Below are 23,375 nucleotides of genomic sequence, written 5' to 3' on the forward strand. Positions count from 1 at the left end.
GGGTGGAGGTCATGACGGCAAATGTGGACGTACCGGCCCGCGAGGCCGAGATCGAGGCGATCAAGCGGGTGGTCGCCACGGTCGAACACGCTCAGAACAACGAGCTTCCCGACGAGTTCCTCGGCCTGTTCCGGGCCGACGCGGTCTGGACGACGGGCGGTGGCAAGCGCCTTTTCGGCCTGGACGAGATCGCGGCCTTCACCCGTCAGGTGCTTCCCGGCGGAATGGAGGGCATGTCGGTGACATTCGAGCCCGCTCGCGTCGGCGGCCGCCAGGTAGAGCTCGATGAACCGCCGCGCCGCCGGCGCCTCCGCCGTCAGCGCGGTGACGGCAGGACGGACAGCTCGCAGGCGTAGGAGTCGGCCGGCGCGCTCAGCACCCAGACGATCATCTGGGCCAGCGTCTCCGGCCGGATGCACGCCTCGGGATCGTACGGGCGCCCGAAGGCGCGCCTGACCTCGCCCAGCAGGTCGGTCGCCGTCGCCGCGGGGTAGATCGTGGTGACGCGTACCCCGTGGGCGGCCTCCTCCTCGCGCAGGGACTCGGCCAGCTCCCGCAGCGCCGCCTTGCTGGCGACGAACGCCGACCAGCGGGGGACGCCCGTCAGGCCGGGCGAGGCGTTGACGAAGATCACGTGACCCCTGGAGCGCCTCAGCGCCGGCAGTGTCAGCCGTACCAGCTCGGCGGCGGAGGCCACGTTCACCGCCAGCACCCGCCGCCAGGACTCGGGTCCGGCCTCGGCGACGGCTTCGACGGGGGAGATCCCCGCGCAGTGCACCAGCGCCTGCACGTCGCCGAGGGTCCCCGGCCTCCTCCAGCGCTCCCATGGCGGCGGCCAGCGTCTCCGGTTCGGCCAGATCCGCCTCGATCCCCTCTACGCCGAGCCGCCCGAGGTCGCGCCCCACGGCGGTCACCCGATGCCCGGCCGTCACCAGCGCGCCGGCCAGCGCCGTCCCGATTCCCCCGGTGGCCCCGGTCACCAGCACATGCCCCATGACGGCTCCCTCCTCGCGGCGTGCGGTCACCGATCATCGCCGCTGGGGGAGCGGGGGCACAACCCACTGCCGGGCGCCTAACTCTCCGCCGTCCACGGCCGGAGCTTGTCGGGGTTGCGTACGGCCCAGATGTGCTGGATCCGGCCGCCGGCGACGTCGAACGCCATCACCGTCACGGTGACGCCGTCCTGCTGGGCGATCAGGCCGGGCTGGCCGTTGACCGTACGCTCCAGGAACGTCATCCCGGGCACCCTGCTCGAGATCTCCACGGTGAAGCGGGCGATCTGCTCGGCGCCCACGATCGGGCGGAGCGCGCTGTTGACCAGGCCGCCACCGTCGCTGGCCGCCGTGGCGTGCGGGTCGAGCAGGGTGATGAGGGCCTCGATGTCCTTGGCCTCCCAGGCCCGCTTGAACTCCCGGACGACGGAGCGCCTTGTCGCCGCGCTCGCGGGAGGCTCCGCGGCGCGGATGCGGTGACGGGCCGAGGAGGCGAGCTGGCGGCAGGCCGCCGGGGTGCGGCCGACGATCTCGGCGATCTCGTTGAAGGGATAGCGGAAGACGTCGTGCAGGATGAAGGCGACGCGTTCGGCGGGGGTCATCGATTCGAGGACGACGAGGAAGGCCATGTTGACCGACTCGTCGAGGGTCACGCGGTCGGCGGGGTCGGGCGCGGCGCCGCCCGGTCGCACATTGATCCACTCGGTACGGTCGGGCAGCGGTTCGGGGATCCATTCGCCGACGTAGGTCTCGCGCCGGGCGCGGGCCGAGCCGAGCAGGTCCAGGCAGATGCGGCTGGCGACCTTGGTGAGCCAGCCGCCGGGCGACACGATGGCCTGCTGTTGCCGGCGGGACATGGCGTACCAGCGGGTGTAGGTCTCCTGGACGACGTCCTCGGCGTCGGCCAGGGAGCCGAGCAGCCGGTAGGCGAGGTTGATCAGCTGGCGCCGTTCGCTCACGATGGCGCTCAGGCTCGGGTCGAGCCGGTCGTCCGCCGGCCTGGGTGGGGTGTTCATGGTGTCGCCGGCCTTCCTCGGTGCAATTGCTCTTACGAGGTCGACGAGACAGCCCTGCCGAATGTGAGGTCGAGGCGTCGCCTGACATTCCGGGGGGTTGTCCCGTCGGACTACTGAGGCACCATCCAGCACGCGGGAAAGTGCGGTGACCCCCGCCCGGTATGCGGATCACCGCCGGAAGCCTGCGTCGGAGCACGTGACCGGTTCGTCACGGGGGCCCCATCCCGGTCAGGTCGCGAGCCTCAGGAACGCCGCTGATATTGACGAGAAGGAAGGATCCACCATGTCCGTAGAGCAGGACCACCTCCAGTCCCGGCTGCCCGACCCCGCTCGGCTCTTCCCCGAGATGGGGGCCGTGGCCGGGGGCATGGCCAAGGTGACCCTGAACGGGTCCATCCCGCGGAGCACGATCCACCTGGTGCAGCTCCGGGCGGGGCAGATCGTCGGGAGCACCTACCACACCGTCCGGCAGGCCGGTGAGCTCCGCAAGGCGGGGGAGACGGAGGAGCGCATCACGGCCGTGGCGTCGTGGCGGGACGCCCCGTACTTCAGCGAGGCGGAACGGGTCGCGCTGGAGTTGGTGGAGGCCGTTCTCACGCCGAACCCGGGCGGGGAGCGCGTCCCCGACGAGCTGTTCGCCAGGGCCTCGGCCCAGTACGACGAGAAGGAGCTCTGGACGCTCATCCTGGTGATCAGCCAGATCTGCTTCTTCATCCCCGTCGCCCTGATCGCCAGGCCGATCCCCGGGATGCCCCTCGGGAAGAACTACAGCAAATAACCGCCCCGGCAGGCTCGGGACGAGGACGGCGACCGTACCTCATCCCGAGCCCGCCGAGCTGGCCGGCGTCATGCTTTGGGCGGGCATCCACGTGCGGCATCCACGTGCGGCATCCACGTGCGGCATCCACGTGCCGCATCCACGTGCGGCGGCCGGCCCGGGCGCGGCTGAGCCGAAGGACGCCCATGCCGAACATCAGCGCGCCCAACGGGTCCGAAGGCGTGACCGTCGGGAACATCAGGCGCGAGGGCGGCTGACGGCGTAGACGTGGGCGCCGCCCAGGTGCGCGAGCTGGCAGGCGTAGCGCCCCACGCCGCCCGCCGCGCCGGTGACCAGCACCTTGCGGCCCAGCAGCGTGCCCGCCGACTCCAGGGCGGCCAGCGCGGTGACGGCGGCCACGGGCAGTGACGCCGCCTGGACGGTCTCCACGCCGTCGGGGATCGGGGTCATCATCTTGGGCGTGGCGACGACGTACTCGGCCCAGGCTCCCTGTGGGACGAATCCGTAGACGCGGGTGCCCTTGGGCGGGGTGCCGCCGTCGGCGGCGGGTTCCTCGATCACGTCGGCGAAGTCCCAGCCGGGGACGTAGTCGTGGGTCGCCTCATCGGTGGTGGTGGACGAGAGGAAGGTAGGACGCGGGTTGTTGAGGATCCGTTGAGGATCCGTCAGCCCGGGTCGACCAGGCGGCTCTCCCAGGCCCAGGCCACGACCTCGACCCGGTTGCGTGCGCCGAGCTTGTCCATGATGCCGGACACGTACCCCTTGACCGTGCTCAGCGAGAGGAACAGCTCGTCGGCGATCTCCTGGTTCGTGCGTCCACGGGCGATCGCCTGGACGATCTCGGTCTCCCGCGCGGACAGCGGTGGCGCGGGGGCACGGGCCGTGGTCCGCGCGCCGCGGTCGGCGAGGTGGCGCAGCAACCGCAGCGTGATCGAGGGCGAGATGAGCGCGTCCCCCGCGTACGCGGCCCGCACGGCCTCGACCAGCAGGCGCGGGCCCGCGTCCTTGAGCACGAACCCGGCGGCGCCGCGGCGCAGCGCTCCGTAGACGTACTCGTCCAGGTCGAACGTGGTGACCATGACCACCCGGGCCGGCGTGCCGGCCAGCGCGCGGGCGACCTCGATCCCGTCGAGGCGGGGCATCTGGATGTCCACGAGGCACACGTCCGGGTCCGTCCGGCGGGCCTGCTCGATCGCCTCGACACCGTCGCCCGCCTCGGCGACCACGGCGATGTCGGGCTGGTCCTCCAGGATGATCCGCAGGCTGGCCCGGATCATCGCCTGGTCGTCGGCCAGCAGCACCCGGATGGTCATGGCCGCTCCCGTTCGCCGGTCGGGATGGTGGCGCGGACGGCCCAGCCCGAGCCGGGGCGGGGGCCGGCGGTCAGGGTGCCGCCGAGGGCTTCGACCCGTTCGCGCATGCCGATGAGACCGTATCCGGCGCGGCGGTGGCGGCGGCCGGGCGCCTGCGGGGCGTCGTCCTCGACCTCGACCGTGACGGCCGCGTCGTGCTGGGCGACGCCGACGGCGACGGTGCGGGCGTGCCGCGCGTGCCGGGAGACGTTGGTCAGCGACTCCCGCACGACCCGATAGACGGTGCTGCTCACCTCGGGCGGCCAGCCGGACGGCTCCGCGTCCAGCCGCAGGCGCGCCCGCCGGCCATGGCTCTCGAAGCCCTCGACCAGCTCGGCGAGCCGCTCGTGGCCCGCGGCGACGGGGGCGGCGTCGCGCAGGAGGCCGACCACACGGCGGGTGGCGTTCAGGGCCTCCGAACCCGCGGTCTCGATGCCGGCGAGGCAACCGGCGGTCCTGTCCGGGTGCTTGGCGGTGACGAGCCGGGCGGCCTGGGCCTGCAGCACGATGCTGGTGATGTGGTGGGCGACGACATCGTGCAGCTCCCTGGCCAGCTCCAGGCGTTCGGCGCGGCGTACCCGCTCGGCGGCGGCGCGGCGGCGGGCGGCCTGCAGGCGGGTGCCGAGCCCGGCCGCCACACCGGCGAGCCAGGCCAGGCCGCCCAGCACCGGTACGGGCGAGCGGGGACTGACCAGGAGCGCGGCCACCACCACGGCCGTCCCCGCGCCGCCCACCACGCAGGCCCCGCGGGCGGGCAGCGTCCTGACCGCACGGGCGACGAGCACCGCCAGCCCCAGGGAGGCGGCGGGGCTCGGTTCGGCGGGCAGGTGAACGAGGCGGGTGACGAGGACGGCGAGCATCGCCACGGCCAGGCCCGCGACCGCGGGCCACAGCGGACTGCCGCGGCGCACCAGGGCGAGCGCGCACACCGAGCCCGCGACCGCCGCGCCGAACCACCAGTAACCGGCACCCCAGACGTCGGCGACCTGGTACGCCTGGAAGGGCACGGCCACCGCGAACACGACGCCGAGACCGGCATCGACCGCCGTCGCGAGCCGAAGGGGAGAACGCACGGCGTCCAGGCTAGGAGAGGGACCCGGCCGGCCTGTACCGGCCGAAAGTACTGTTCCGCGCCCCGCGCCCGGCTGGGGCGAGAGCCGTCCGGGTCACGCGTTGTGCCGTTGATCGGCAGGTGACAGCAGGCCGGCGAGCGCCCGGGAGATCGGGGCGCCCACCCGGTGCTCGGCGAACGAGAACTCGGGGCAGGGGTTGATCTCCAGGAAGACCGGGACGCCGTCCGGAGTGAGCCGCAGGTCGGCGGCGCCGTACTGCAGGCCGAGGCGCTCCCTGACCTGGTGCAGCGCCGACTCGGTGTGCGGGTCGAGCTGGTGCTGCGTCATGGGGACGGACTGGTCCAGCCGCCAGTCGAGCGGGCTTTCCCCCCGCTGGCTGTGGATGGCGCAGCCGAACGTCTCCGATCCGACGAGGGTGACGCGCAGATCCAGGGCGGCCGGTACGAGCTCCTGGAACAGGACCACGCCCGGTGTGCCCCGCTCCAGCAGGGCGAGATGCCCGGCCGTGACACGCCGGGTGATGACGGTCTCCTTGATGGTGATAGCCCGGATCGGTCGTCCCGCCCGGCTGGATGAGGTAGTCGCAGTAGAGGCCGCGCGGGTCGTGGCTCACGGTGGGCCGGACGTAGACGGCGGTGACTCGGCCCGCAACCGGGCGAGCTCGTGCTCTCGTCCGACGAACATCGCCATGTGACCCGCTCCCTCGCAGCGAGCCGGGCCGTCATCGCCGCGGCTGCTCCGATTATGCGCCGGGTCCGGCGCCGGCCGAGTGCCTTCGGTGACACCGCGTTCACGTGTTCGGCGGCGCGTTCGAGGCCGGCCCGCACCCGCGTCACGGCAAGTCTGCCGCTGTGATCGGCGAGGCAGGTGTCGCAGGTCCCGCGCCTCCCGAGGGCCGGGAACGCCGCCGCCACCGAAACCCGGGCTTGACTCTCACATCGATGTGTGGGTTTAGCGTGACCGGCATGACGTACGAACACCCCCTTCCCCATCTGGACGTTCTGGTGCAGGGCGATGGACCCGGGCTCCTGCTGGCCCACGGCGCCGGCGGCGGCATCCAGGGCAACTTCGGCCTGGTGCTCGACGACCTCTCACGTGACCACACCCTCATCGGCCCGCACTACCCGGGCGCCGGCGCCACCCCCGTCGCCACCGAACCGCTGCTGCTCGACGAGCTGGCCGACCAACTGGTGGCCTCCGCAGTCTCGCGGGGACACGAGTCCTTCGCCATCCTGGGCGAGTCGATGGGCAGCGCAGTGGCGGTCCGGATCGCCGCCCGGCATCCCCGGCGGGTCACCGCGCTGGTGCTCACCGCGGGGTTCGCGGTCACCGACCCGGTCCTGGCGCTGGTCGCCCAGCTCATCAAGACGCTGGCCCGGGCCGGTGAGTGGGCCGCCGTGGCCCGCCTGGCCTGCGTGTCGTGCCTGTCACCGGCCCGGCTGGCGGAGATCTCCCCGGCCGAGCTCGACGCCCTGGTGGCCCAGACCCAGGAGGCGATGCCGCCGGGCACGGTGGACCACTTCGACCTGGCGTCGCGGGTGGACGTGCGCGACGACCTCGCGCGCGTGGCCGTACCCACCCTCGTCTTCGCGCCGACCGGTGACCGCCTGGTTCTGCCCGACGGCTCCCACCGTCTGGCCGCCGGCATCCCCGGGGCCAAGCTCGTCGAGCTTCCCGGCGCCGCGCACATCCTGGAGGAGCCCGACCGCGCGACCTGGCTCCGGATCGTCCGCGAGTTCCTGGCGACGGTCCCGGCGCCGCCGGCGTGACCCCGTCCGGCGTGACCCGTCTGGGATGACGCTGCCGGCGTGACCCCGTCCGGGTGACCTACTCGGCGGGGACGGCGGCGGCCGAGAGCCGGCCGAACTGGGCGTCGGTGAGCGTGGCCGACAGCGCGGCCACGTTCTCCTCCAGGTGGGTGATCGAGGTCGTGCCGGGGATCGGGATCACCGTGGGCGAGCGGCGCAGCAGCCAGGCCAGGGACGCCTGCGCGGGCGTGACGCCGATCTCGGCGGCCACCTCGGCCAGCGGGCTCCCAGGACCGGCGTGCGAGCCCGCCGCGATCGGGAGGTACGGGATCCCCGGCCGGTCAGCCGGTGACGCCCGTGAGGTCCAGGCGGGCCAGGCGGTCGGGGTCGCTCAGGATGTCGATCGCGGCGATCCGGCCGCCGGCGACGGTGAAGCACATCACGGAGAGCGGCTGCCCCTCGACGGTGGTGACCAGGCCGGCGATTCCGTTGATCAGCACCGGATACCCGACCGCTGCGATGCGCCGGTGGGCCATGGCCTGCCTGATCACGTTCGCGGCGCCCCGGATGATCCGCAGGCCGCCCGTGAGCACGCCGCCGTCGGCGCGCATCACCACGTCCGGATTGAGGATGGCGAGCAGCGCGTCGAAGTCGCCGTCGCGCGCGGCGGCCTGGAACGCGACCACCACCCGGCGCTGGCCGGCCAGGTCGGGGTCGGGGATCGGAGCCGCCCCGCGCACCCGCAGGCGGGCCCGGCTGGCGAGCTTCTTGGCCGTCGCGGGGGTCCGGTCCACGATGGGCGCGATCTCCTCGAACGGCAGGCCGAACATGTCGTGCAGCACGAACGCCAGCCGTTCCGCCGGAGTCAGCGAATCCAGCACCACCTGCAGCGCCAGGCCGACCGAGTCGGCCAGGAGCACTTCCTGCTCCGGGTCGGCACCGTCCGCCCGGCTGACCACCGGATCCGGCAGATGGGTTTCCAGCGGCTCCTCGCTCCGCCCTTTCCTGGCGCGGAGCATGTCCAGGCACACCCGGCCGACCACCGTGGTCAGCCAGCCGCCGAGGTTGCCGATGCCACCCGCGTCCGAGCGGGCCAGCCGCAGCCACGCCTCCTGAACCGCGTCCTCGGCCTCGGGCAGCGAGCCGAGCATGCGGTAGGCGACCGCCTTCAGGTGGGGGCGATGGCCCTCGAACTCGTCGGCCAGAAAATCATGGGGTGCCACGGTCACGCTTCCCTTTCCTCGGGTGAGTCGTATCGCTGACGAACCAAACCCGGAAAAGGTGACACCGGAGCGGCCTGCCCGGGGATCAACCCGGTGCGGGGGCCGGCCGACCTCGCCGGCGGCCTCGCGTCGCCACGGCCGGCCGCGGGGGCCGGGGATCGGCCGGTGCCGGGCGGCTCCTCCGGCCCGTCCAGAACAGGTGGCAGCCAGATTGGAGCTATTGGTGTCACAAAATCGCAATATTTAGTGACATCTCTGTTATGGGACATGATCAGATCGCCCTTCATGCTGTGGGGAAAGCCGCTTGAAAGGCCACCCCCATGAGAAGAGGCTTGACGGTCCTTGCCGCGCTTGTGCTCGGCCTGACCGCATGTGCTAGTAATCAGCCCTCCACTGAGCAGCAGAACCAGGGGCAGACCGCCACGAGTGTGGGCTTCTCCGAGTGTCCCAAAGCGCCGGCCACCTGCAACACCGGCCAGCGCCGGCAGGGCGGGCAGCTCATATACGCCCTGGAACAGCAGTGGACCAACTGGAACGTGAACTCCGCCGGAGGCAACCTGCTCTACAGCGCCCAGGCGCTGGCCCTGCTCAACCCCGGCATCTTCAGCCAGAACCCCGACGCCAAGGTAGGACTCAACACCGACCTGATGGAGTCGGCCGAGCTCGTCGACCCCACCACGATCGTCTACAAGATCCGCAAGGAGGCGGTCTGGGACGACGGCACGCCGATCAGCGTCAAGGACCTGCAGTACCTGTGGCGCGTGGCCAACGGCAAGGACTGCGACGTCGCCAAGTGCACGCCGTACACCCAGGCGGGCTTCGACCAGATCGAGTCCATCGAGTCGCCCGACGGCAAGACCGTCACGGTCAAGCTCAGCAAGCCGTTCGCCGAGTGGCAGGCGATGTGGCAGCAGTCCCGCATCTACCCGGCGCACATCGCCGAGAAGGCCGTCGGCCCGCTGGACAACGAGGCCAACCTGGCCAAGGCCGTGGAGTTCTTCAGCAAGACCGTGCCCACCTGGAGCGGCGGGCCGTACAAGCTGCAGGAGTACAAGCAGGGCGACTCGCTGGTCATGGTCCCCAACCCCAGGTGGTACGGCAAGGAGAAACCGACCCTCGACCGGCTCATCTTCAAGATCATCACTGATGTGCCGCAGTTGCCGACCGCGCTGGCCAACCGCGAGGTCAACGCCATCTACCCGCAGCCGCAGGTGGACATGGTCCAGCAGCTCAAGCAGGACCAGAACTCCAACTTCTACATCGGCCCGGGGCTCGGCTGGGAGCACTTCGACATCCGCACCACCAACGAGTTCCTCAAGGACAAGGCCCTGCGCCAGGCGCTGTTCACCGCCGTGGACCGGCAGGCGCTGATCGACAAGACCGTCGGCCAGTTCGCGCCCGACATCAAGCCGCTCAACAACTACAACCTCTTCGAGGGCGTCTCACCGCACTACAAGGACGTCATCACCCCCACCGGCGCCGGCGGTGGCGACATCGAGAAGGCCAAGAGCGTGCTGACCGAGGCCGGATACAAGGTCAACCCCGATGGCCTGGTGACGCCGGACGGCAAGAAGGTGGCGCCGCTGCGCCTGCGCTACACCGGCGGCAACGAGGTGCGCAAGGTCATGTGCGAGCAGTTCGCCGAGATGGTCCGGCCGCTCGGGGTCACGCTCAAGGTGGAGCCCACCGACGACCTGTCCGGCACGCTCGGCAGCGGTGACTTCGACATCATGATCTTCGGCTGGACCGGTACGATCTTCCCGTTCGTCAACGCCAAGCAGTACTGGTCCTCCACGAGCGCCAGCAACTATTCGAGGTTCGGCGACAAGGAGATCGACGGCCTGCTGGCCAAGGCGGTCGAGACGGCCGACCTGGCCGCCGCCAGCGACCTGCTCAACCAGGCGCTGGACAAGTTCGCCGCCGGATACGCAGTCCTGCCCATCTACCAGAAGCCGACGGCGATCGCGGTGAACAAGGACGTCGTGAACATCCGCAACAACCCGACCGGCGACGGCCCCGTCTACAACGCGAAGGACTGGGGCCTGCTGGCCCAGTGATCATGCTCGCCTACGCGCTTCGCAGAGTGGCCGCGTCGATCCCGGTGATTCTCGCGGCCACCTTCGTGGTCTTCATCCTCGTCTCCCTCACCGGCAACCCGGTCGACCGGCTCCGGCTGCTCGACCCGCCGCCGCCACCGGAGGTGCTCGCGGCCGAGGAGCACCGGCTGTTCATCGACCAGCCGCTGCTCACCAGATACTGGCTCTGGCTGTCCGGCATCCTGCGGGGCGACTTCGGGCCGTCGGCCGACCAGTACCTCCAGATCGGCCCGGAGGTGTTCTCCAGGTTCGCGGTGACCTTCCGGCTGGTGCTGCTGGCCATGCTGGTGGCGCTGGTGCTCGCCGTCATCGTGGGCGTGATCAGCGCCGTCCGGCAGTACACCGTGATCGACTACACCTCGACCTTCTTCGGCTTCCTGTTCCTGGCCATGCCCTCGTTCTGGCTGGCCGTCCTGCTGAAGGAGGGCGGGGTCTTCGCCAACAACAACCTGGGAGCGACGGTCTTCTACACGGTCGGGGAGAGCTCGGTCGTGGTCGAGGGCGGCTTCCTGGAGAGGTTCCTCGACGGGCTGGGACACCTGATCCTGCCCACGATCGCGCTCGCGCTGATCAGCTTCGCCTCCTGGAGCCGCTACCAGCGCGCCTCCATGCTGGAGGTGCTCAACAGCGACTACGTACGGCTGGCCAGGGCCAAGGGCCTGCGCTGGCGCAAGGTCATGACCAGGCACGCGCTGCGCACCGCGCTCATCCCACTGGTCACGATCACCGCGCTCGACCTGGCCAACATCATCGGCGGGGCGGTCGTCACCGAGACCGTCTTCCAGTGGCGCGGCGCGGGCCGCCTGCTGCTCGACGCGATCAGGGCCAGGGACGTGCACGTCGTCATGGCCTGGCTGCTGGTCGCCTCGGTCGCCGTGGTGCTGTTCAACCTGCTGGCGGACCTGCTGTACGCCAAGCTCGACCCGAGGATCCGCTATGACTGACCCCCTCGAGCAGCAGGTCCGCGCACCGGTGCCGCTCGCCGACCAGCCGTTCGCGGTCACCGAGCGCACCCAGACCCAGCTCGTCCTGCGTCGCTTCCTGCGACACCGGCTGGCCGTGTTCAGCCTGCTGGTGTTCGTCCTGATCGTGCTGTTCGCCTTCGTCGGGCCGCTGCTGTGGAAGTACACCTACTTCACCAGTACGCCCGACAACTCCCAGCCGCCCTCGCTCGACCATCCCTTCGGCACCACCGGCGACGGCAAGGACCTGCTGGCCCTGGTCATGCGGGGCACCCAGCAGTCGGTGAAGATCTCCCTGCTGATCGCGGTGGTCTCCACCGCCTTCGGCACGATCTGGGGCGCGGCGGCCGGCTATTTCCGCGGGGTGGTCGACGCCGTACTGATGCGCATCGCCGACCTGGTCATCATCCTGCCGATCCTGGCGGTGGCCGCCGTGCTGGCCAACTCCTCCGACGGCGCCTGGTGGATGGTGTCGCTGGTCATCGCCGGCCTGGTCTGGTCGCACGTGGCCCGGGTGGTCCGCGGCGTCGTGCTGTCACTGCGGGAACGGGAGTTCGTCGAGGCGGCCAGGGCGCTCGGCGCGACCGACGCCCGGATCATCTTCCGCCACCTGGTGCCCAACGCCATCGGGCCGATCATCGTGGCGGCGACGATCCTGGTCGCCTCCGGCATCCTCATCGAGACCGCGCTGTCGTTCCTCGGCTTCGGCGTCCAACCACCCGACACCTCGCTGGGCATCCTGGTCAGCGAGGCGCGCACGGCCGTGCAGACCCGGCCGTGGCTGTTCTACTTCCCCGGCCTGTTCATCATCCTCATCGCGCTGTGCGTCAACTTCATCGGCGACGGCCTGCGCGACGCCCTCGACCCCAAGCAGACCAGGGTGCGCCAATGACCGTGCTCCAAGTGGACGACCTCCACGTCTCCTTCCCCACCGACGACGGGCCCGTGCGGGCCGTCCGCGGCGTGAGCTTCTCGCTGGCCGCGGGGGAGTCGCTCGGCATCGTGGGCGAGTCCGGATCCGGCAAGTCCGTCACCTCGCTGGCCATCATGGGACTTCTCCCGATCAACGCCCAGGTCAAGGGGGAGATCCGGTTCGAGGGCAGGCAACTGCTGGGGCTGACCGACGACGAGATGAGCGACGTGCGCGGCGGCCGCATCGCGATGATCTTCCAGGATCCGATGACCTCGCTCAACCCCGTCTACACCGTCGGCTACCAGGTCGCCGAGGCGATCCTCGCCCACCACGACGTGGGTGAGGCCCAGGCCCGCAAGAGGGCCATCGAGCTGCTGGAGATCGTCGGCATCCCGCACGCCGAGCAGCGGGTCGACAGCTTCCCGCACGAGCTGTCCGGCGGCATGCGGCAGCGGGTCGTCATCGCCATCGCGATGACCAACGACCCGGACGTCATCATCGCCGACGAGCCCACCACCGCCCTGGACGTGACCGTCCAGGCACAGATCCTGGCCGCGCTGGAGCGGGCCAGGGAGGAGACCGGGGCCGCGCTGATCCTCATCACCCACGACCTGGGCGTGGTGGCCGGGCACACCGACCGGGTCGCGGTCATGTACGCGGGCCGGCTGGTGGAGACCGGCACGGCGCGCGAGGTGTTCTACCGGCCGCGCATGCCGTACACGATGGGGTTGCTGGCCGGCGTGCCGCGGCTGGACCGGCCGCAGCGGCGGCTGACACCCATCGCCGGGGCGCCGCCGTCGCTGCTCGACCTCGGCGGCGGATGCCCGTTCGCGCCGCGCTGCCCGCTCGCCGAGGCCGCCTGCCAGGAGGAGCCCGAGCTGCGCGTGGTCTCGCCCGCCGGGCAGCGGGCGGCCTGCCACTTCGCCGAGACGCTGACCGGCGGGACCGTCTACCCGCCGGAGGCGGAGCGGCCGCTGCCCGCGGTCGGCGAGCCGATCCTGCGGGTCCGCGAGCTGGTCAAGCACTTCCCGCTGCGCTCGCGCGGCGTGCTGCGCAAGCAGGTCGGCAGCGTGCACGCGGTGTGCGGCGTCTCCTTCGAGGTACGGGAGGGCGAGACGCTCGGCCTGGTCGGGGAGTCGGGCTGCGGCAAGACCACCACGGCCAGGGCGCTGCTGAACCTGGTCCGGGCCACCTCGGGCGAGGTGCTGTACGGCGACCGCGAGCTGGCCCGGCTCAGCCGCTCGGAAATGCGGCCGCTGCGCCGGGACCTCCAGATCATCTTCCAGGATCCCTACGCCTCGCTGGATCCCCGGATGACGGTCAGCGAGATCGTCGCCGAGCCGCTGCGTATCCACGGCTCCTACGACCGCGCCCAGGTCAGGGAGCTGCTGCGGCTGGTCGGGCTCAATCCCGAGCACGGCAACCGGTATCCGCACGAGTTCTCCGGCGGCCAGCGCCAGCGCATCGGCGTGGCCAGGGCGCTCGCGCTCAAGCCGCGGCTGCTGGTGCTCGACGAGCCGGTCTCCGCGCTGGACGTGTCGATCCAGGCCGGCGTGCTCAACCTGCTGAAGGACCTGCAGGAGGAGCTCGGGCTGGGCTACCTGTTCGTCTCGCACGACCTGTCGGTGGTCAGGCACATCGCCCACCGGGTGGCCGTCATGTACCTCGGCAAGATCGTCGAAGTGGCCCCGGCCGAGCAGCTCTTCTCCCGCCCGGCCCACCCCTACACGCAGGCGCTCATCTCGGCCATTCCCATCCCCGACCCCGACAAGGAGCGCAGCCGCCCGCGCATCCTGCTGACCGGTGACGTGCCCAGCCCGTCCGCGCCGCCCAGCGGCTGCCGCTTCCGTACCCGCTGCCCGGCCTTCGCCCTGCGGCTGAGCGAGGACGAGCGCGCCCGGTGCGTGGAGGAGGAGCCCACCCTCGTCGAGCGCGGGACCCCGGGCGCCGAGGGGGCCCCGGTCGCCTGCCACTACGCCGAGGAGACCACCCTGCTCTAGGCGGTTCGAGTCCCGCTGAGAGGCGCCGAGCCGCTCGACGCCGCCGCGGCCGATCACGCCGCTGCCATCACCCTGGCCGCCGCCCGGGCCGGCGCCTTCGCGTCCCCTCAGCCGTCATCAGGCCCGTGACGCCGGGCATCCGCTCAAGCCCCAGGCGTCGGTCAAGGCCCTGGGCATCGGTCAAGGTTCCAGGGATCAGTCAGGGTTCCGGGGATCGGTCAGGGTTCCGGGCGTCCGTTCAAGGGATGGGGTGGGTGGGGTGGCGGGCCTGGAGGTCGGTGAGGGCCCGGGCCGCCGACTGGTGCAGCGGCGTCTCATGGCCGAAGGCTTCCAGGAGGGTGCGCAACAGCGGTTCGGCGAGGTCGGGGCGGTCCAGCCGGATCAGGGTGCGGGCGTGCAGGAGGTCCATCCGCGCCGCGTCGGCCGGCTCGCCCACCTGCCGGAAGGCCGCCGCCGCGCGGGCCGCGCGGTCCGCCGCCTCCGGGAGGCGGCCGGCCGCGGACAGCACGTGCGCGGCGCTGCGCCAGGTGATCGCCCAGCTGCGCGGGAGGCGGTCCGCGGGCTCGGCGGGCAGCGCGCCGGTCATGGCCTCGGCCTGCGCGAGCACCGCGAGAGCCGGCCCTACGTCACCGGACCGCTGCAGCGACAGCGCCTCGGACGCGCGGCAGTTCGCCGCCGTGTGCACGTCGCCGAGCGCCGTCGCGGCATCGGCGGCCTCCCGGTAGGTCGCGGCCGTGTTCCCGTCCAGCAGGTCCTGGATGGCCGCCGCCGGCATCAACGCCTGGAGCAGCAGCCCCGGGTCGTGCCGGTCCCGGGCGGAGGCGGCGACCTGCCGGTACTCCGCGAGCGCGCGGGCCTGGTGGCCGAGGGCCTGACGGGCCTCGGCGAGCAGGAGACGGTTCCGATCGGCCAGGTCACCGAGGGAGGAGTCTCCGTCCCGCCGCAGTCGCTCCAGCCACTCGGCCAGGTCCTCGGCGACCTCCGCCGCCTCCCCGGCCCGGCCCGCCGCCCGGAAGGCCAGGGCGAGCTGGTAGCTCTGCTCGGGGGTGTCGGCGTCGCGGGTACGCGCCTCGCCGACTCCCTCGATCAGGTCGTCGAGCGCGTCGGCCGGGCGGCCGGCGTGCAGGAGCGCGAGGCCGCGCCGATACCGCAGGTAGCCGCGTAGCTGTGCCGGGGCCGCCGGCGGGAGCGTGGCGAGCTCCCGTTCGACCAGTTCGGTGAAGTGGTGCGGCGCGCCGGCCCGCTCGTGGTTTCGGCGCCGAAGCTCGTACGCCTTGACGAGCTGACCAGGCGAATCCGCCGCGGCGAACGCCCTCCGGGCCGTGTCGGCCAGGTCGATCACGTTACCGGGCGGGAACCTGCGGACCTCCCGGAAGGCCCCGTCGATCAGCGCCAGCGAGCCGATCAGAACCGGGTCACCGCTGGCCACGGCGTGCCGGACGGCATCGTCGAGCAACTCGTACGCCCCCTTCTGCTCGGCCATGGCCAGCGAAAGGGCGTGGAGCCAGGCGCCCTGGGCGATCAGCCCGGGCTCGCCGGTACGGCGTAGCTCGCCCGCCGCCCAGGCCACCATCCCCAGCCCCTCGCCGAACCGGTTCTGCTCGCACAGCCACCTGCCGAGCTGGCACATGCACAAGAGGTGACGCCGCTGGTCGCCGGCCTGCCGGTAGGCCTCGGCCGCCCGGCGGAAGTGATGCTCGGCCTCGGGCCGCCCGAAGCCGGTCAGCGCGGTCAGCTCGGCGTGGCGCGCGGCCAGGTGCGGCGGCGGTGTGCCGACGGCGGCCAGAAACCGGCGGGCCAGGGCGTACTCTTCCCGTCGCTCGAACCACTCGGCCTGGTCCAGCATCGCCTCGGGTGGCATGCCGGTCGGGATCGGCGGCCGCACCGGCCTGCGGGCGCCCGGGAAGAGCGGCAGGAAGCCGACCACCGGGGCCGCCGCCAGCCGGGCGCGGATCCAGTCCCCCTGATGGGTTGTGCCGTTGCGCGCGTCGAACCGGGCGGCCAGGTCGCGCGCGGTGCTCTCCATCTCCTGGCAGAGCTCCGCCACCGACCACCTCAGGTCGGTGCCGTTCGCACGGACCGACTCGCCGCCCCGGCCGTCCGCGACCAGCCGCCGGAGCAGGATCGCCCCGGCGGCGGCGAACTCCATCTTGCCGTTCGGCCGGTTCAGCGTGGGGTAACCCACCAGCCGCGCCCGCAGGATGTCCAGCCCGGCCTCCTCGTTGCCGGTCAGCGCGCAGAACTCGATCTGCATGCTGCAGTACTCGTAGCGGTAATGGCCCTCGCACATGTCGCGGTGTGACCGGTTGAAGGCCTTCACCGCCTCCTCCAGGCGGCCGGCGCGGACCAGCGGCAGCAACAGGTGGCACTGGATGGGGGCGGGCGGCTCGTGGAAGGTGACCTCGCCCGCGAGCACCGGCCCGGCCAGGGCCAGCGCCCGCTCGACGGACGCGTCGTCACCGCGCCGGACCAGCCGCTCCACGTCGGCCTCGAAATCCCACACCGAATCCGGGTCCGGTCCGCCGGCCGCCTTCCACTGCCGGTGCCGGCGCTCCTCCTCGGGCCAGTCGCACGCGAGCTGGGCCACCCACCGGCGGGCGTCGTACACCTGTCCCAGGCTGTGCCCGCCGGCGCGGAAGCGGCGCTCCATGTCCTCGAAGGCACCGTTGATCTGCGTCAGGCTGATCTCGGGGAACTCGGCCATCGACTGGGCGATGCTGGCGTACCAGCCGCGCAGCGCCCAGTCCTCTTCCGGGCCGAACTCGCCGGGCCGCGCGTCGTACTCGCTCAGGCAGCGGGAGAACAGCGGGAACGCCTTGTCCCACTGGCGTTCGGTGCTGTAAGCGCCGGCCAGGCTCCGGCGCGCGAGGAAGGCGAGCCGGTGCAGCCCGCCGGCGTCGGCGTGCCGCACCGCGTCCTCCAGCAGCGCGATCTGCGCCTCGCCGTGGTCCATCCGCCGGGCCTGCGCCAGCATCGCGGAGACCTCGGCCTCGCCGCGGCTCATCGGGCGCCCGCCGCGCCGGTGGCCCAGTCCAGCAGGCCCAGGAAGGAGCGGTTGAGCATCGCGCCGTCCTCCGGGCTGAGCGGATGGTGGCCGGCCAGCAGCGCCTGGCCGTACAGGGCCTGGACGCCGAGCGCGGCCAGGGACGGGTCGCGCACCTCGGCGACCCGGCGGACGACGGGGTTGCGCAGGTTGAGGATCAGCTGCGGCCGGTGCGCCGCGTCCGTGGTGTCGACGGCGCCGAGCACCCCGGACCACAGCTCATCCGCCGACGCCCGGGCCGACCGCATCTCCTCCGCCTGGGCCGCGGCCCGGCTCGTCAGGTAGAGCGCCGGCAGGGCCGGCGGGTCGAAGGAGCGCGGCACCACGTCGCATCCCAGGCCCCGCAGGATGCCGGCGGCCGCGACCAGGAACGGCCGCATCCGCGCTTCGAGCACCGGGTCCGGCGGCTCGAAGCGGGTGGCCAGCTCGGTGGGGTCCAGCCGGCGTACGTCGACCGCCGGGTCCAGCAGCGGCAGCCGGCGCATGATCTCGATGTCGTACGCGTAGCCGCCGTTGACCAGGCCGAAATGCTGCGCGGCGGCCACCGGGGCCAGCACCCGGAACTCGTCCGCGGTCGCCGTGTAGCGCACCACCGGGTGCCGCCGGCGGAAGTCGGCCAGCGTCATCGGCCCGGCGTCGGTCTCCATCGGCCACCAGCGGTCCACCACCCGCAGCATGTCCACGTCGTGCAGCGCCAGCGACTTCACGCCCAGGTGGTGGACGGCCAGGAACCGGCGCAGGCGGTCCGGGTCGGTCGCGGCCAGGCGGACGAGCCAGTCCCGCACCTGCGCGCCGAGCGCCTCCCGGGTGCCGGCGAGCAGGTCGTCCTCGTACAGGGCCTCGCGGCTGGCGGTCGGGCGCAGCTCGCCGGTGTCCACCACGCAGCGGACGAAGAACGCCCACTCGGGCAGCAGCTTGTCGACGCCGTCGGCCAGCAGCATCCGGCGCAGGTACACCCGGTGGCCCGCGTGGGCCGCGGGGTTGGCCGCCATCGGCAGCACGAACGCCAGCCCGGCCAGCCCGGCCTCGGGGACCGCCAGGTCGATCACGTCGAACGGGGCGAAGCCGAAGACGCGCTCGGCGTACGCGCGCAGCGCCCCGGCCCGCGCGGCAGGCGACGGGTAGCCGTTCTGCCAGGGGAGCGCGCCGGAGTTGACCCGCCGCCCGGCGATCGAGATCGGCACCGGCAGCGCGTCACCGTACGTTGCTATGAGGTCGTGCACCATCTCGCCGGCCAGCCACCGGGCCATGCCGGGCACCGGGCTGAGCGTCACGGTGGTGCCGGGCTCCACCCGCTCGCGTGCCGCGGGCGCCACGCGGTAGCGGCCGTCGGCCAGGCCGGTCCACTCCACCGTCGGCCCGCCGCGCGCCGATCGGGTGGTCACCCGGACCTCGTCGGCCACCAGGAAGCAGGACAGCAGCCCGATGCCGAACTGGCCGAGGAACTCGTGCCGCGCCAGCCCCAGCTCGTCCCGCTTGGAGCTGCGCCCGATCGTGGCGAGCAGCTCGTGGACCTCGGGCTCGGACAGGCCGATGCCGCTGTCGTGCACGCGCAGGGTCCCGTCGCCGGTGAGCTCGGGCGGCTCGATCGACACCGTGGCCGGCGCGTCCGGGTCGAGCGCGCGGCGCGCGGTGATGGCGTCGACGGCGTTCTGCAGAAGCTCGCGCATGTACACCCGTGGACTGGCGTACAGGTGCCGGCTGAACAGGTCGACGATCCCTCGCAGATCGACCTGGAAGGTACGCTCCACGTCCCCACTCCTCGGTCGTTGTCACCAGCGGGCCATAGTAGTGGCGCCGGGCGATCCGCATTTTTCCGGGCATCGTCGGATCATGATCAGCCCTGGTCGCCGCCGAGGTAGGCGTCCAGGGCGGCGGCGCCCGCGAGCATGGCGCGGCCCCGCGCCGACAGGCGGGTGGCCCAGTCGCGCAGCGTGGACTCCAGGGGTGCGACGCCGCCGGCGGAGCGGACCTGGGCGATCAGCGGGGCGATCTGCTCCAGCAGGTAGCCGCCGCGCCGGAGCTGGTGGGCCAGCCGGGCGTCGCGTACGTCGGCCGCGCTGTAGACCCGGTAGCCCGTCCGAGGGTCGCGGCGCGGCCGGATCAGGCCGGCGTTCTCCCATTTGCGCAGGGTGGCCGGGCGAAGGCCGAGCCTTCTGGCCAGGGGGCCGATGAAGGTGTCGCCGCGTTCCTGGGGGAGGGGCGCGAGGTCGCGGAGGGCGGCTTGGACGGCCTGTAGGGTGCGGCGGTCGTCGAGGAGCTGGGCGTGGCTCTCGTCGATGAGCCGCAGCGCGTCCTCGGTGGCACCCCGGTTGACCGCCCGCATGATCGACGTGGCCGTCTGGTGGCCGTGCCCGCGCACGAGGGCGAGGAACGCGCGCAGGGCCTGCGCGTGCAGCGGCGTGTAGGCGCGATAGCCGTGGACGGTGCGTTCGGCGGGCGGCAGGATGCCGGCGTCCTCGTAGTTTCTGACCGCCTGCGTGGACAGGCCGTGCGGGCGGGCCAGGTCGACCGGCCTGAGGCGTACGCCGCCTTGAGGGTTTCGTCGCATGGGCCTGCCGATATCGCGAAAAGTCTCAACTTTATGGTTAACGATACCGTTGAAGGCATGAGCACCGGCATCAAGGACACCGTCCATGCGGTCGAGGCCGCCGCCGTCATGAGCCTGCTCCCGGCCCGGCCGCGGCTGCTCGGCCTGGGCGAGCCCACCCACGGCGAGGACCTCCTGCTCGAGGTGCGTAACGAGCTCTTCCGGCAGCTCGTCGAGCAGGAGGGCTACCGGTCGATCGCGATCGAGAGTGACTGCCTGATGGGCCTGGCGGTGGACGACTACGTCACCTCGGGCACGGGCACCCTCGACGAGGTCATGGAGCGCGGCTTCAGCCACGGGTTCGGCGCCTCGGCGGCCAATCGCGAGCTCGTACGCTGGATGCGCGCCCACAACGAGGGCCGGCCCGCGTCCGACCGGCTGCGTTTCGCCGGTTTCGACGGCCCGCTGGAGATCACCGCCGCCGCGAGCCCCCGGCAGGCCCTCACCGCGCTCCACGGCTACCTCGCGGCCCGGGTGCGGGCGGACCTGCTGCCCTGCACCGCCGGCACGCTCGACCGCCTGCTCGGCGCCGACGACCGGTGGGCCGATCCAGCCGCGATGATGGACTCCACCCGGTCCGTGGGGCGGTCGGCCGAGGCCAAGGAGCTGCGGCTGCTCGCCGACGACCTGGTGGCGCTGCTCGACGAGCAGACCCCCCGCCTGCTCGCGGTCTCCTCGCGGGAGGACTGGGAACGCGCCTGCCTGTACGGGCGCACCGCCACCGGCCTGCTCGGCTACCACTTCTGGCTGGCCGAGCCCTCGCCGGCCCGCGTTCCGCGGCTGCTGGGCTCGCGGGCCACGATGATGGCCGCCAACCTGCTCGCGGTCGCCGAGTGGGGCCCGGCGCTGGTCCACGCCTCCAACCGGCACCTCCAGCGGGAGAAGAGCAGGATGCGCCTGGGCGAGGTGCCGATGGAGTGGTGGAGCACCGGCGCGATCATGAGCGCCCGCCTGGGCGAGGATTACGCCTTCCTGGCCACGGCCCTCGGCACGATCCGGCACCAGGGAGTGGACGACCCGCCCCCGGACACGGTCGAAGGGCTCCTGTACGCGCTCCCGGAGGACCGCTCCCTCGTGGACGCCCGCGGGCTGGCCGCGGCCCTCGCCGACGCGCCGCCCGCCGCCCGCGTCTCCCCCTGGTTCGGCTACTTCCCGCTGGACCCGGCGCATCTGGCCGAGCTCGACGGCATCGTCTTCATCAAGGACCTTCCGGGCGACCGGGCGCGTCCGGTGGGGTGATGGCGCATGAGGCGGAGCCGGCTTCTGCCTGGTCCGCTCCGACTTGACCTCAAGTGTGGTTGGGGTATCAGGCTGAGTCCGGAATTCGTGGACACGGTCGTGGGAAGTGGGCAGCATGCGTGTGGTGCAGGTGACGCGGTTCGGCGGGCCCGAGGTGATGGAGCCGGGGGAGGCGCCGGACCCGGCCGCGGGGCCCGGGCAGGTCGTGGTCGAGGTCGAGGCCGCGGAGATCAACTTCGTCGAGACGCAGCTACGGCGCGGGATCACGCCGGGCCCGGCGTTGCCCGAGCCGCCGTACTTCCCCGGTGGCGGGGTCTCCGGGCGGGTGGCCTCCCTCGGCGCGGGTGTGGCCGCCGGGTGGCTTGATCGGCGCGTCGTCGCGCGCACGGTGGGCCTGCGCGGCGGGAACGCCGAGCTGGCCGTCGCGGCGGTGGCCGACCTCGTCCCGGTGCCGGACGGCGTGGGCCTGCCGGAGGCGGCGGCGTTGCTGCACGACGGCAGCACGGCGGTCGGCCTGATGGACAACGCCGGGGTGCGGCCCGGCGAGTGGGTGCTGGTCGAGGCAGCCGCCGGGGGCCTGGGCAGCCTGCTGGTGCAGCTGGCGCGCGCGGCCGGGGCGCAGGTCGTGGCGGCCGCCGGCAGCGCGCCGAAGCTGGCGGTGGCGCGCGAGCTCGGCGCCGAGGCGGTCGTCGACTACAGCCGGCCGGGCTGGACGAAGTCGATCTGGGAGGCGACCGGCGGACGCGGGGCGGACGTGGTCTTCGATGGGGCCGGCGGGTGGGTCGGGCGGTAGGCGTTCGAGGTGACGGCGCGCGGGGGCCGCTTCTCCGTGCACGGCGCCGCCAGCGGCCGGGTCTCCGTGATCGCGCCGGAGGACGCCGAACGTCGCGGGGTCACGGTGATCGGCCTCGAACAACTGGCCGCCATGGGCGCCGACTGGCGCGACCGTACCGAGCGGGCCCTGGCCGAGGCGGCGGCGGGCCGGATCAGGCCGGTCATCGGCCGGACGTACCCGCTGGAGCGGGCGGCCGAGGCGCATGCGGCCATGGAGGCCCGCACGGTCCTGGGCAAGACCCTGCTGCTCCCCTGACCCGGGCGGACGCCCGCGAGGCTCAGCGGTCGCGGTGTGCCGCGACCGCCGGCTGAGACCCGGCTGAGATGAGGCGCCTGCCCAGCCGCAGCGCTGGGGACTCGACGAAACGCCAGGTCAGTGTGCTGAGCCCGAGCAGCAGAGCCATCACCCCCGCCAGGGCCGGCAGCCGCAGGGCGAGCGGCACGGCCAGCGGGTCGGGCCAGAACCGCTCGACACCCTCCAGGAGCAGGGGGTGGAGCAGGTAGATCGAGTAGCTGATCAGGCCCAGCCAGGCCGGCACCCGTGGCACTCTCCGGTGCCGCAGCGCCATCCCGGTGGCGAAGGTGATCCAGGCGGCGGCCGTCGCGATCTGCTGGCCGAGATCGCCGTGCGCCAGCCAGAGCCCGGCAGGCGGCACCAGCACCACCCATAACGCCCGCTTCCACGGGATCTGGCCTTGCTCGGCCCGATACAGCGCCGTGCCGGCGAACATGGTGGCCAGGATCAGCAGCCCCTGCCCGGGAGCGGGATAGGTCTGGTTGACCGCCAGCAGCCCGAGCACGACGACTCCGATGAGGATCGCGCCCGCCCGCCGTACGCGACCCGACCCCGCGATCACCGCCGCCAGCCCCAGCCCGGCCAGCGTGACGATCAGCAGCACCACCGTCAGCATCCGCCCCGGCCCGCCGGCCGAAAGCAGCGTGACCGGCAGCGTGCCGGCCCCCAGCACGGCGGCCACGGTGAAGGCGAGCGAGCCCGCGGTGCTCCGGCGGTGCACGCCGAGCGTGAACATCGCGGTCACCAGCAGGTAGAAGGCCATCTCGTACGAGAGCGTCCACAGCACATTGACCAGGTTCGGCACGTACAGCAGGTTCTGCAGCATCGTCAGGTGGCCCACCGCCAGGGAGACCGTCCGCGAGCCCCACCAGATGTGCAGGCCGTCCCAGCCGGCCGCCACGAGCAGCACCACCCCCGCCACGCACACCCCGAACAGCGGATACAACCGGAAGAAACGCGAGATCCAGAAGGCCCGCACGCTGCCGCGCCGCTCCAGCGAGGCCGGCACGATGAAGCCGCTGACCAGGAAGAACACCGTCACCCCGTACCAGCCGGACTCGAAAACCGCCCTGACCGGCGCTTTCGCCTCGGGTAACAGGAACTTGAAGGCGTGTTCGAGCACCACCGCCGTGGCGGCGATGCCGCGCAGGGCGTCGAGCCAGGCCATGCGTCGCCCGGCCGGTGGCTCGGCCCCCGGATTTTTCGGCATCCGGCGATGTT

Annotated in this window: 22 protein-coding genes and 1 pseudogene; 10 read left to right on the top strand and 13 right to left on the bottom strand. The window is 72.4% G+C overall.

The genetic code is table 11. The features are described 5' to 3' along the window. Positions 1-11 precede the first annotated feature (11 nt). Entirely contained in the window at positions 12-356 is a 345-nt protein-coding gene (locus tag ABGB18_RS25705; RefSeq protein ID WP_347698139.1) for an SgcJ/EcaC family oxidoreductase, read from the top strand. On the opposite strand, the gene ABGB18_RS25710 is transcribed toward ABGB18_RS25705, so the two are convergent. The 3 genes and pseudogenes from ABGB18_RS25710 to sigJ all read right to left on the bottom strand — a co-directional run bounded on the left by ABGB18_RS25710 (position 317) and on the right by sigJ (position 2,008). Then, positions 317-790 carry an SDR family NAD(P)-dependent oxidoreductase gene (locus tag ABGB18_RS25710; RefSeq protein ID WP_347698140.1) on the bottom strand — a complete coding sequence of 158 codons (474 nt, stop codon included), beginning with the start codon at positions 788-790 and terminating at the stop codon, positions 317-319. The two genes, ABGB18_RS25705 and ABGB18_RS25710, sit on opposite strands and share 40 nt — an antisense overlap. A 94-nt stretch (positions 791-884) precedes the next feature. Beyond that, positions 885-995: pseudogene (locus ABGB18_RS25715) on the bottom strand (NAD-dependent epimerase/dehydratase family protein); the annotation flags it as partial. A gap of 77 nt (positions 996-1,072) precedes the next feature. Then, complete coding sequence (gene sigJ, locus ABGB18_RS25720; protein WP_347698141.1) at positions 1,073-2,008, bottom strand: RNA polymerase sigma factor SigJ; 936 nt, start codon at positions 2,006-2,008, stop codon at positions 1,073-1,075. A 283-nt stretch (positions 2,009-2,291) separates the two neighbouring features. Between sigJ and ABGB18_RS25725 the strand changes: the two genes are divergently transcribed. Further along, positions 2,292-2,786: a carboxymuconolactone decarboxylase family protein gene (locus tag ABGB18_RS25725; RefSeq protein WP_347698142.1), complete on the top strand. Its 495-nt coding sequence runs from the start codon at positions 2,292-2,294 to the stop codon at positions 2,784-2,786. Between the two features lie 237 nt (positions 2,787-3,023). Here the strand turns inward: ABGB18_RS25725 and ABGB18_RS25730 are convergent, their stop codons facing one another. From ABGB18_RS25730 to ABGB18_RS25745, 4 genes are all read right to left on the bottom strand, one after another. Beyond that, on the bottom strand, positions 3,024-3,347 hold the full coding sequence (locus ABGB18_RS25730) for a hypothetical protein (protein ID WP_347698143.1): 324 nt from the start codon (positions 3,345-3,347) through the stop codon (positions 3,024-3,026). 104 nt (positions 3,348-3,451) lie between these two features. Next, complete coding sequence (locus tag ABGB18_RS25735) at positions 3,452-4,099, bottom strand: response regulator transcription factor (protein WP_347698144.1); 648 nt, start codon at positions 4,097-4,099, stop codon at positions 3,452-3,454. Further along, a complete protein-coding gene (locus ABGB18_RS25740) occupies positions 4,096-5,211 on the bottom strand; it encodes a histidine kinase (RefSeq protein WP_347698145.1) in 1,116 nt (371 codons plus the stop codon). The genes ABGB18_RS25735 and ABGB18_RS25740 overlap by 4 nt, the downstream gene beginning before the upstream one ends. 93 nt (positions 5,212-5,304) lie before the next feature. Next, positions 5,305-5,676, bottom strand: a complete 372-nt coding sequence (locus ABGB18_RS25745) for a hypothetical protein (RefSeq protein WP_347698146.1) — start codon at positions 5,674-5,676, stop codon at positions 5,305-5,307. A gap of 500 nt (positions 5,677-6,176) precedes the next feature. Here ABGB18_RS25745 and ABGB18_RS25750 point away from each other — a divergent pair, with 500 nt between their 5' ends. Further along, entirely contained in the window at positions 6,177-6,980 is an 804-nt protein-coding gene (locus tag ABGB18_RS25750; RefSeq protein WP_347698147.1) for an alpha/beta fold hydrolase, read from the top strand. Positions 6,981-7,038: 58 nt separating this feature from the next. Here the strand turns inward: ABGB18_RS25750 and ABGB18_RS25755 are convergent, their stop codons facing one another. Together ABGB18_RS25755 and ABGB18_RS25760 are read right to left on the bottom strand one after the other, a co-directional pair. Next, positions 7,039-7,230, bottom strand: a complete 192-nt coding sequence (locus tag ABGB18_RS25755; protein ID WP_347698148.1) for an aldo/keto reductase — start codon at positions 7,228-7,230, stop codon at positions 7,039-7,041. 70 nt (positions 7,231-7,300) lie between these two features. After that, on the bottom strand, positions 7,301-8,182 hold the full coding sequence (locus ABGB18_RS25760) for a sigma-70 family RNA polymerase sigma factor (protein WP_347698176.1): 882 nt from the start codon (positions 8,180-8,182) through the stop codon (positions 7,301-7,303). Positions 8,183-8,502: 320 nt separating this feature from the next. Between ABGB18_RS25760 and ABGB18_RS25765 the strand changes: the two genes are divergently transcribed. The 4 genes from ABGB18_RS25765 to ABGB18_RS25780 are packed head-to-tail and all read left to right on the top strand — an operon-like array spanning position 8,503 to position 14,153. After that, positions 8,503-10,239, top strand: a complete 1,737-nt coding sequence (locus ABGB18_RS25765; protein ID WP_347698149.1) for an ABC transporter family substrate-binding protein — start codon at positions 8,503-8,505, stop codon at positions 10,237-10,239. 2 nt (positions 10,240-10,241) lie between these two features. Continuing rightward, entirely contained in the window at positions 10,242-11,222 is a 981-nt protein-coding gene (locus ABGB18_RS25770) for an ABC transporter permease (RefSeq protein ID WP_347698177.1), read from the top strand. Beyond that, positions 11,215-12,132: an ABC transporter permease gene (locus ABGB18_RS25775; protein WP_347698150.1), complete on the top strand. Its 918-nt coding sequence runs from the start codon at positions 11,215-11,217 to the stop codon at positions 12,130-12,132. Before ABGB18_RS25770 ends, ABGB18_RS25775 begins: the two co-directional genes overlap by 8 nt. After that, a complete protein-coding gene (locus ABGB18_RS25780) occupies positions 12,129-14,153 on the top strand; it encodes an ABC transporter ATP-binding protein (protein WP_347698151.1) in 2,025 nt (674 codons plus the stop codon). Before ABGB18_RS25775 ends, ABGB18_RS25780 begins: the two co-directional genes overlap by 4 nt. A gap of 238 nt (positions 14,154-14,391) precedes the next feature. Here the strand turns inward: ABGB18_RS25780 and ABGB18_RS25785 are convergent, their stop codons facing one another. The 3 genes from ABGB18_RS25785 to ABGB18_RS25795 form a co-directional block, all read right to left on the bottom strand. Continuing rightward, complete coding sequence (locus ABGB18_RS25785) at positions 14,392-17,157, bottom strand: hypothetical protein (RefSeq protein WP_347698152.1); 2,766 nt, start codon at positions 17,155-17,157, stop codon at positions 14,392-14,394. After that, positions 17,154-18,947, bottom strand: coding sequence for an HSP90 family protein (locus ABGB18_RS25790; protein ID WP_347698153.1), 1,794 nt, complete (start codon positions 18,945-18,947; stop codon positions 17,154-17,156). Before ABGB18_RS25790 ends, ABGB18_RS25785 begins: the two co-directional genes overlap by 4 nt. Positions 18,948-19,033: 86 nt before the next feature. After that, positions 19,034-19,747, bottom strand: coding sequence for a TioE family transcriptional regulator (locus ABGB18_RS25795; RefSeq protein ID WP_347698154.1), 714 nt, complete (start codon positions 19,745-19,747; stop codon positions 19,034-19,036). Positions 19,748-19,804: 57 nt separating this feature from the next. Here ABGB18_RS25795 and ABGB18_RS25800 point away from each other — a divergent pair, with 57 nt between their 5' ends. From ABGB18_RS25800 to ABGB18_RS25810, 3 genes are all read left to right on the top strand, one after another. Further along, positions 19,805-21,025 carry an erythromycin esterase family protein gene (locus ABGB18_RS25800; protein WP_347698155.1) on the top strand — a complete coding sequence of 407 codons (1,221 nt, stop codon included), beginning with the start codon at positions 19,805-19,807 and terminating at the stop codon, positions 21,023-21,025. 115 nt (positions 21,026-21,140) lie between these two features. Continuing rightward, positions 21,141-21,818, top strand: a complete 678-nt coding sequence (locus tag ABGB18_RS25805) for a zinc-binding dehydrogenase (RefSeq protein ID WP_347698156.1) — start codon at positions 21,141-21,143, stop codon at positions 21,816-21,818. A gap of 9 nt (positions 21,819-21,827) precedes the next feature. Beyond that, positions 21,828-22,115: a zinc-binding dehydrogenase gene (locus ABGB18_RS25810; RefSeq protein ID WP_347698157.1), complete on the top strand. Its 288-nt coding sequence runs from the start codon at positions 21,828-21,830 to the stop codon at positions 22,113-22,115. 22 nt (positions 22,116-22,137) lie between these two features. Here the strand turns inward: ABGB18_RS25810 and ABGB18_RS25815 are convergent, their stop codons facing one another. Next, entirely contained in the window at positions 22,138-23,364 is a 1,227-nt protein-coding gene (locus ABGB18_RS25815) for an acyltransferase (protein ID WP_347698158.1), read from the bottom strand. Positions 23,365-23,375: the final 11 nt, after the last annotated feature.

The sequence above is a fragment of the Nonomuraea sp. B12E4 genome, from assembly GCF_039871825.1.
Lineage (GTDB): Bacteria > Actinomycetota > Actinomycetes > Streptosporangiales > Streptosporangiaceae > Nonomuraea.

Bases quoted from the DNA above. Each gene is read 5' to 3' on its own strand.
- ABGB18_RS25705 (WP_347698139.1), top strand. From the start codon at position 12: ATGACGGCAAATGTGGACGTACCGGCCCGCGAGGCCGAGATCGAGGCG.
- sigJ (WP_347698141.1), bottom strand. From the start codon at position 2,008: ATGAACACCCCACCCAGGCCGGCGGACGACCGGCTCGACCCGAGCCTG.
- ABGB18_RS25725 (WP_347698142.1), top strand. From the start codon at position 2,292: ATGTCCGTAGAGCAGGACCACCTCCAGTCCCGGCTGCCCGACCCCGCT.
- ABGB18_RS25735 (WP_347698144.1), bottom strand. From the start codon at position 4,099: ATGACCATCCGGGTGCTGCTGGCCGACGACCAGGCGATGATCCGGGCC.
- ABGB18_RS25750 (WP_347698147.1), top strand. From the start codon at position 6,177: ATGACGTACGAACACCCCCTTCCCCATCTGGACGTTCTGGTGCAGGGC.
- ABGB18_RS25765 (WP_347698149.1), top strand. From the start codon at position 8,503: ATGAGAAGAGGCTTGACGGTCCTTGCCGCGCTTGTGCTCGGCCTGACC.
- ABGB18_RS25770 (WP_347698177.1), top strand. From the start codon at position 10,242: ATGCTCGCCTACGCGCTTCGCAGAGTGGCCGCGTCGATCCCGGTGATT.
- ABGB18_RS25775 (WP_347698150.1), top strand. From the start codon at position 11,215: ATGACTGACCCCCTCGAGCAGCAGGTCCGCGCACCGGTGCCGCTCGCC.
- ABGB18_RS25780 (WP_347698151.1), top strand. From the start codon at position 12,129: ATGACCGTGCTCCAAGTGGACGACCTCCACGTCTCCTTCCCCACCGAC.
- ABGB18_RS25785 (WP_347698152.1), bottom strand. From the start codon at position 17,157: ATGAGCCGCGGCGAGGCCGAGGTCTCCGCGATGCTGGCGCAGGCCCGG.
- ABGB18_RS25795 (WP_347698154.1), bottom strand. From the start codon at position 19,747: ATGCGACGAAACCCTCAAGGCGGCGTACGCCTCAGGCCGGTCGACCTG.
- ABGB18_RS25800 (WP_347698155.1), top strand. From the start codon at position 19,805: ATGAGCACCGGCATCAAGGACACCGTCCATGCGGTCGAGGCCGCCGCC.
- ABGB18_RS25805 (WP_347698156.1), top strand. From the start codon at position 21,141: ATGCGTGTGGTGCAGGTGACGCGGTTCGGCGGGCCCGAGGTGATGGAG.
- ABGB18_RS25815 (WP_347698158.1), bottom strand. From the start codon at position 23,364: ATGCCGAAAAATCCGGGGGCCGAGCCACCGGCCGGGCGACGCATGGCC.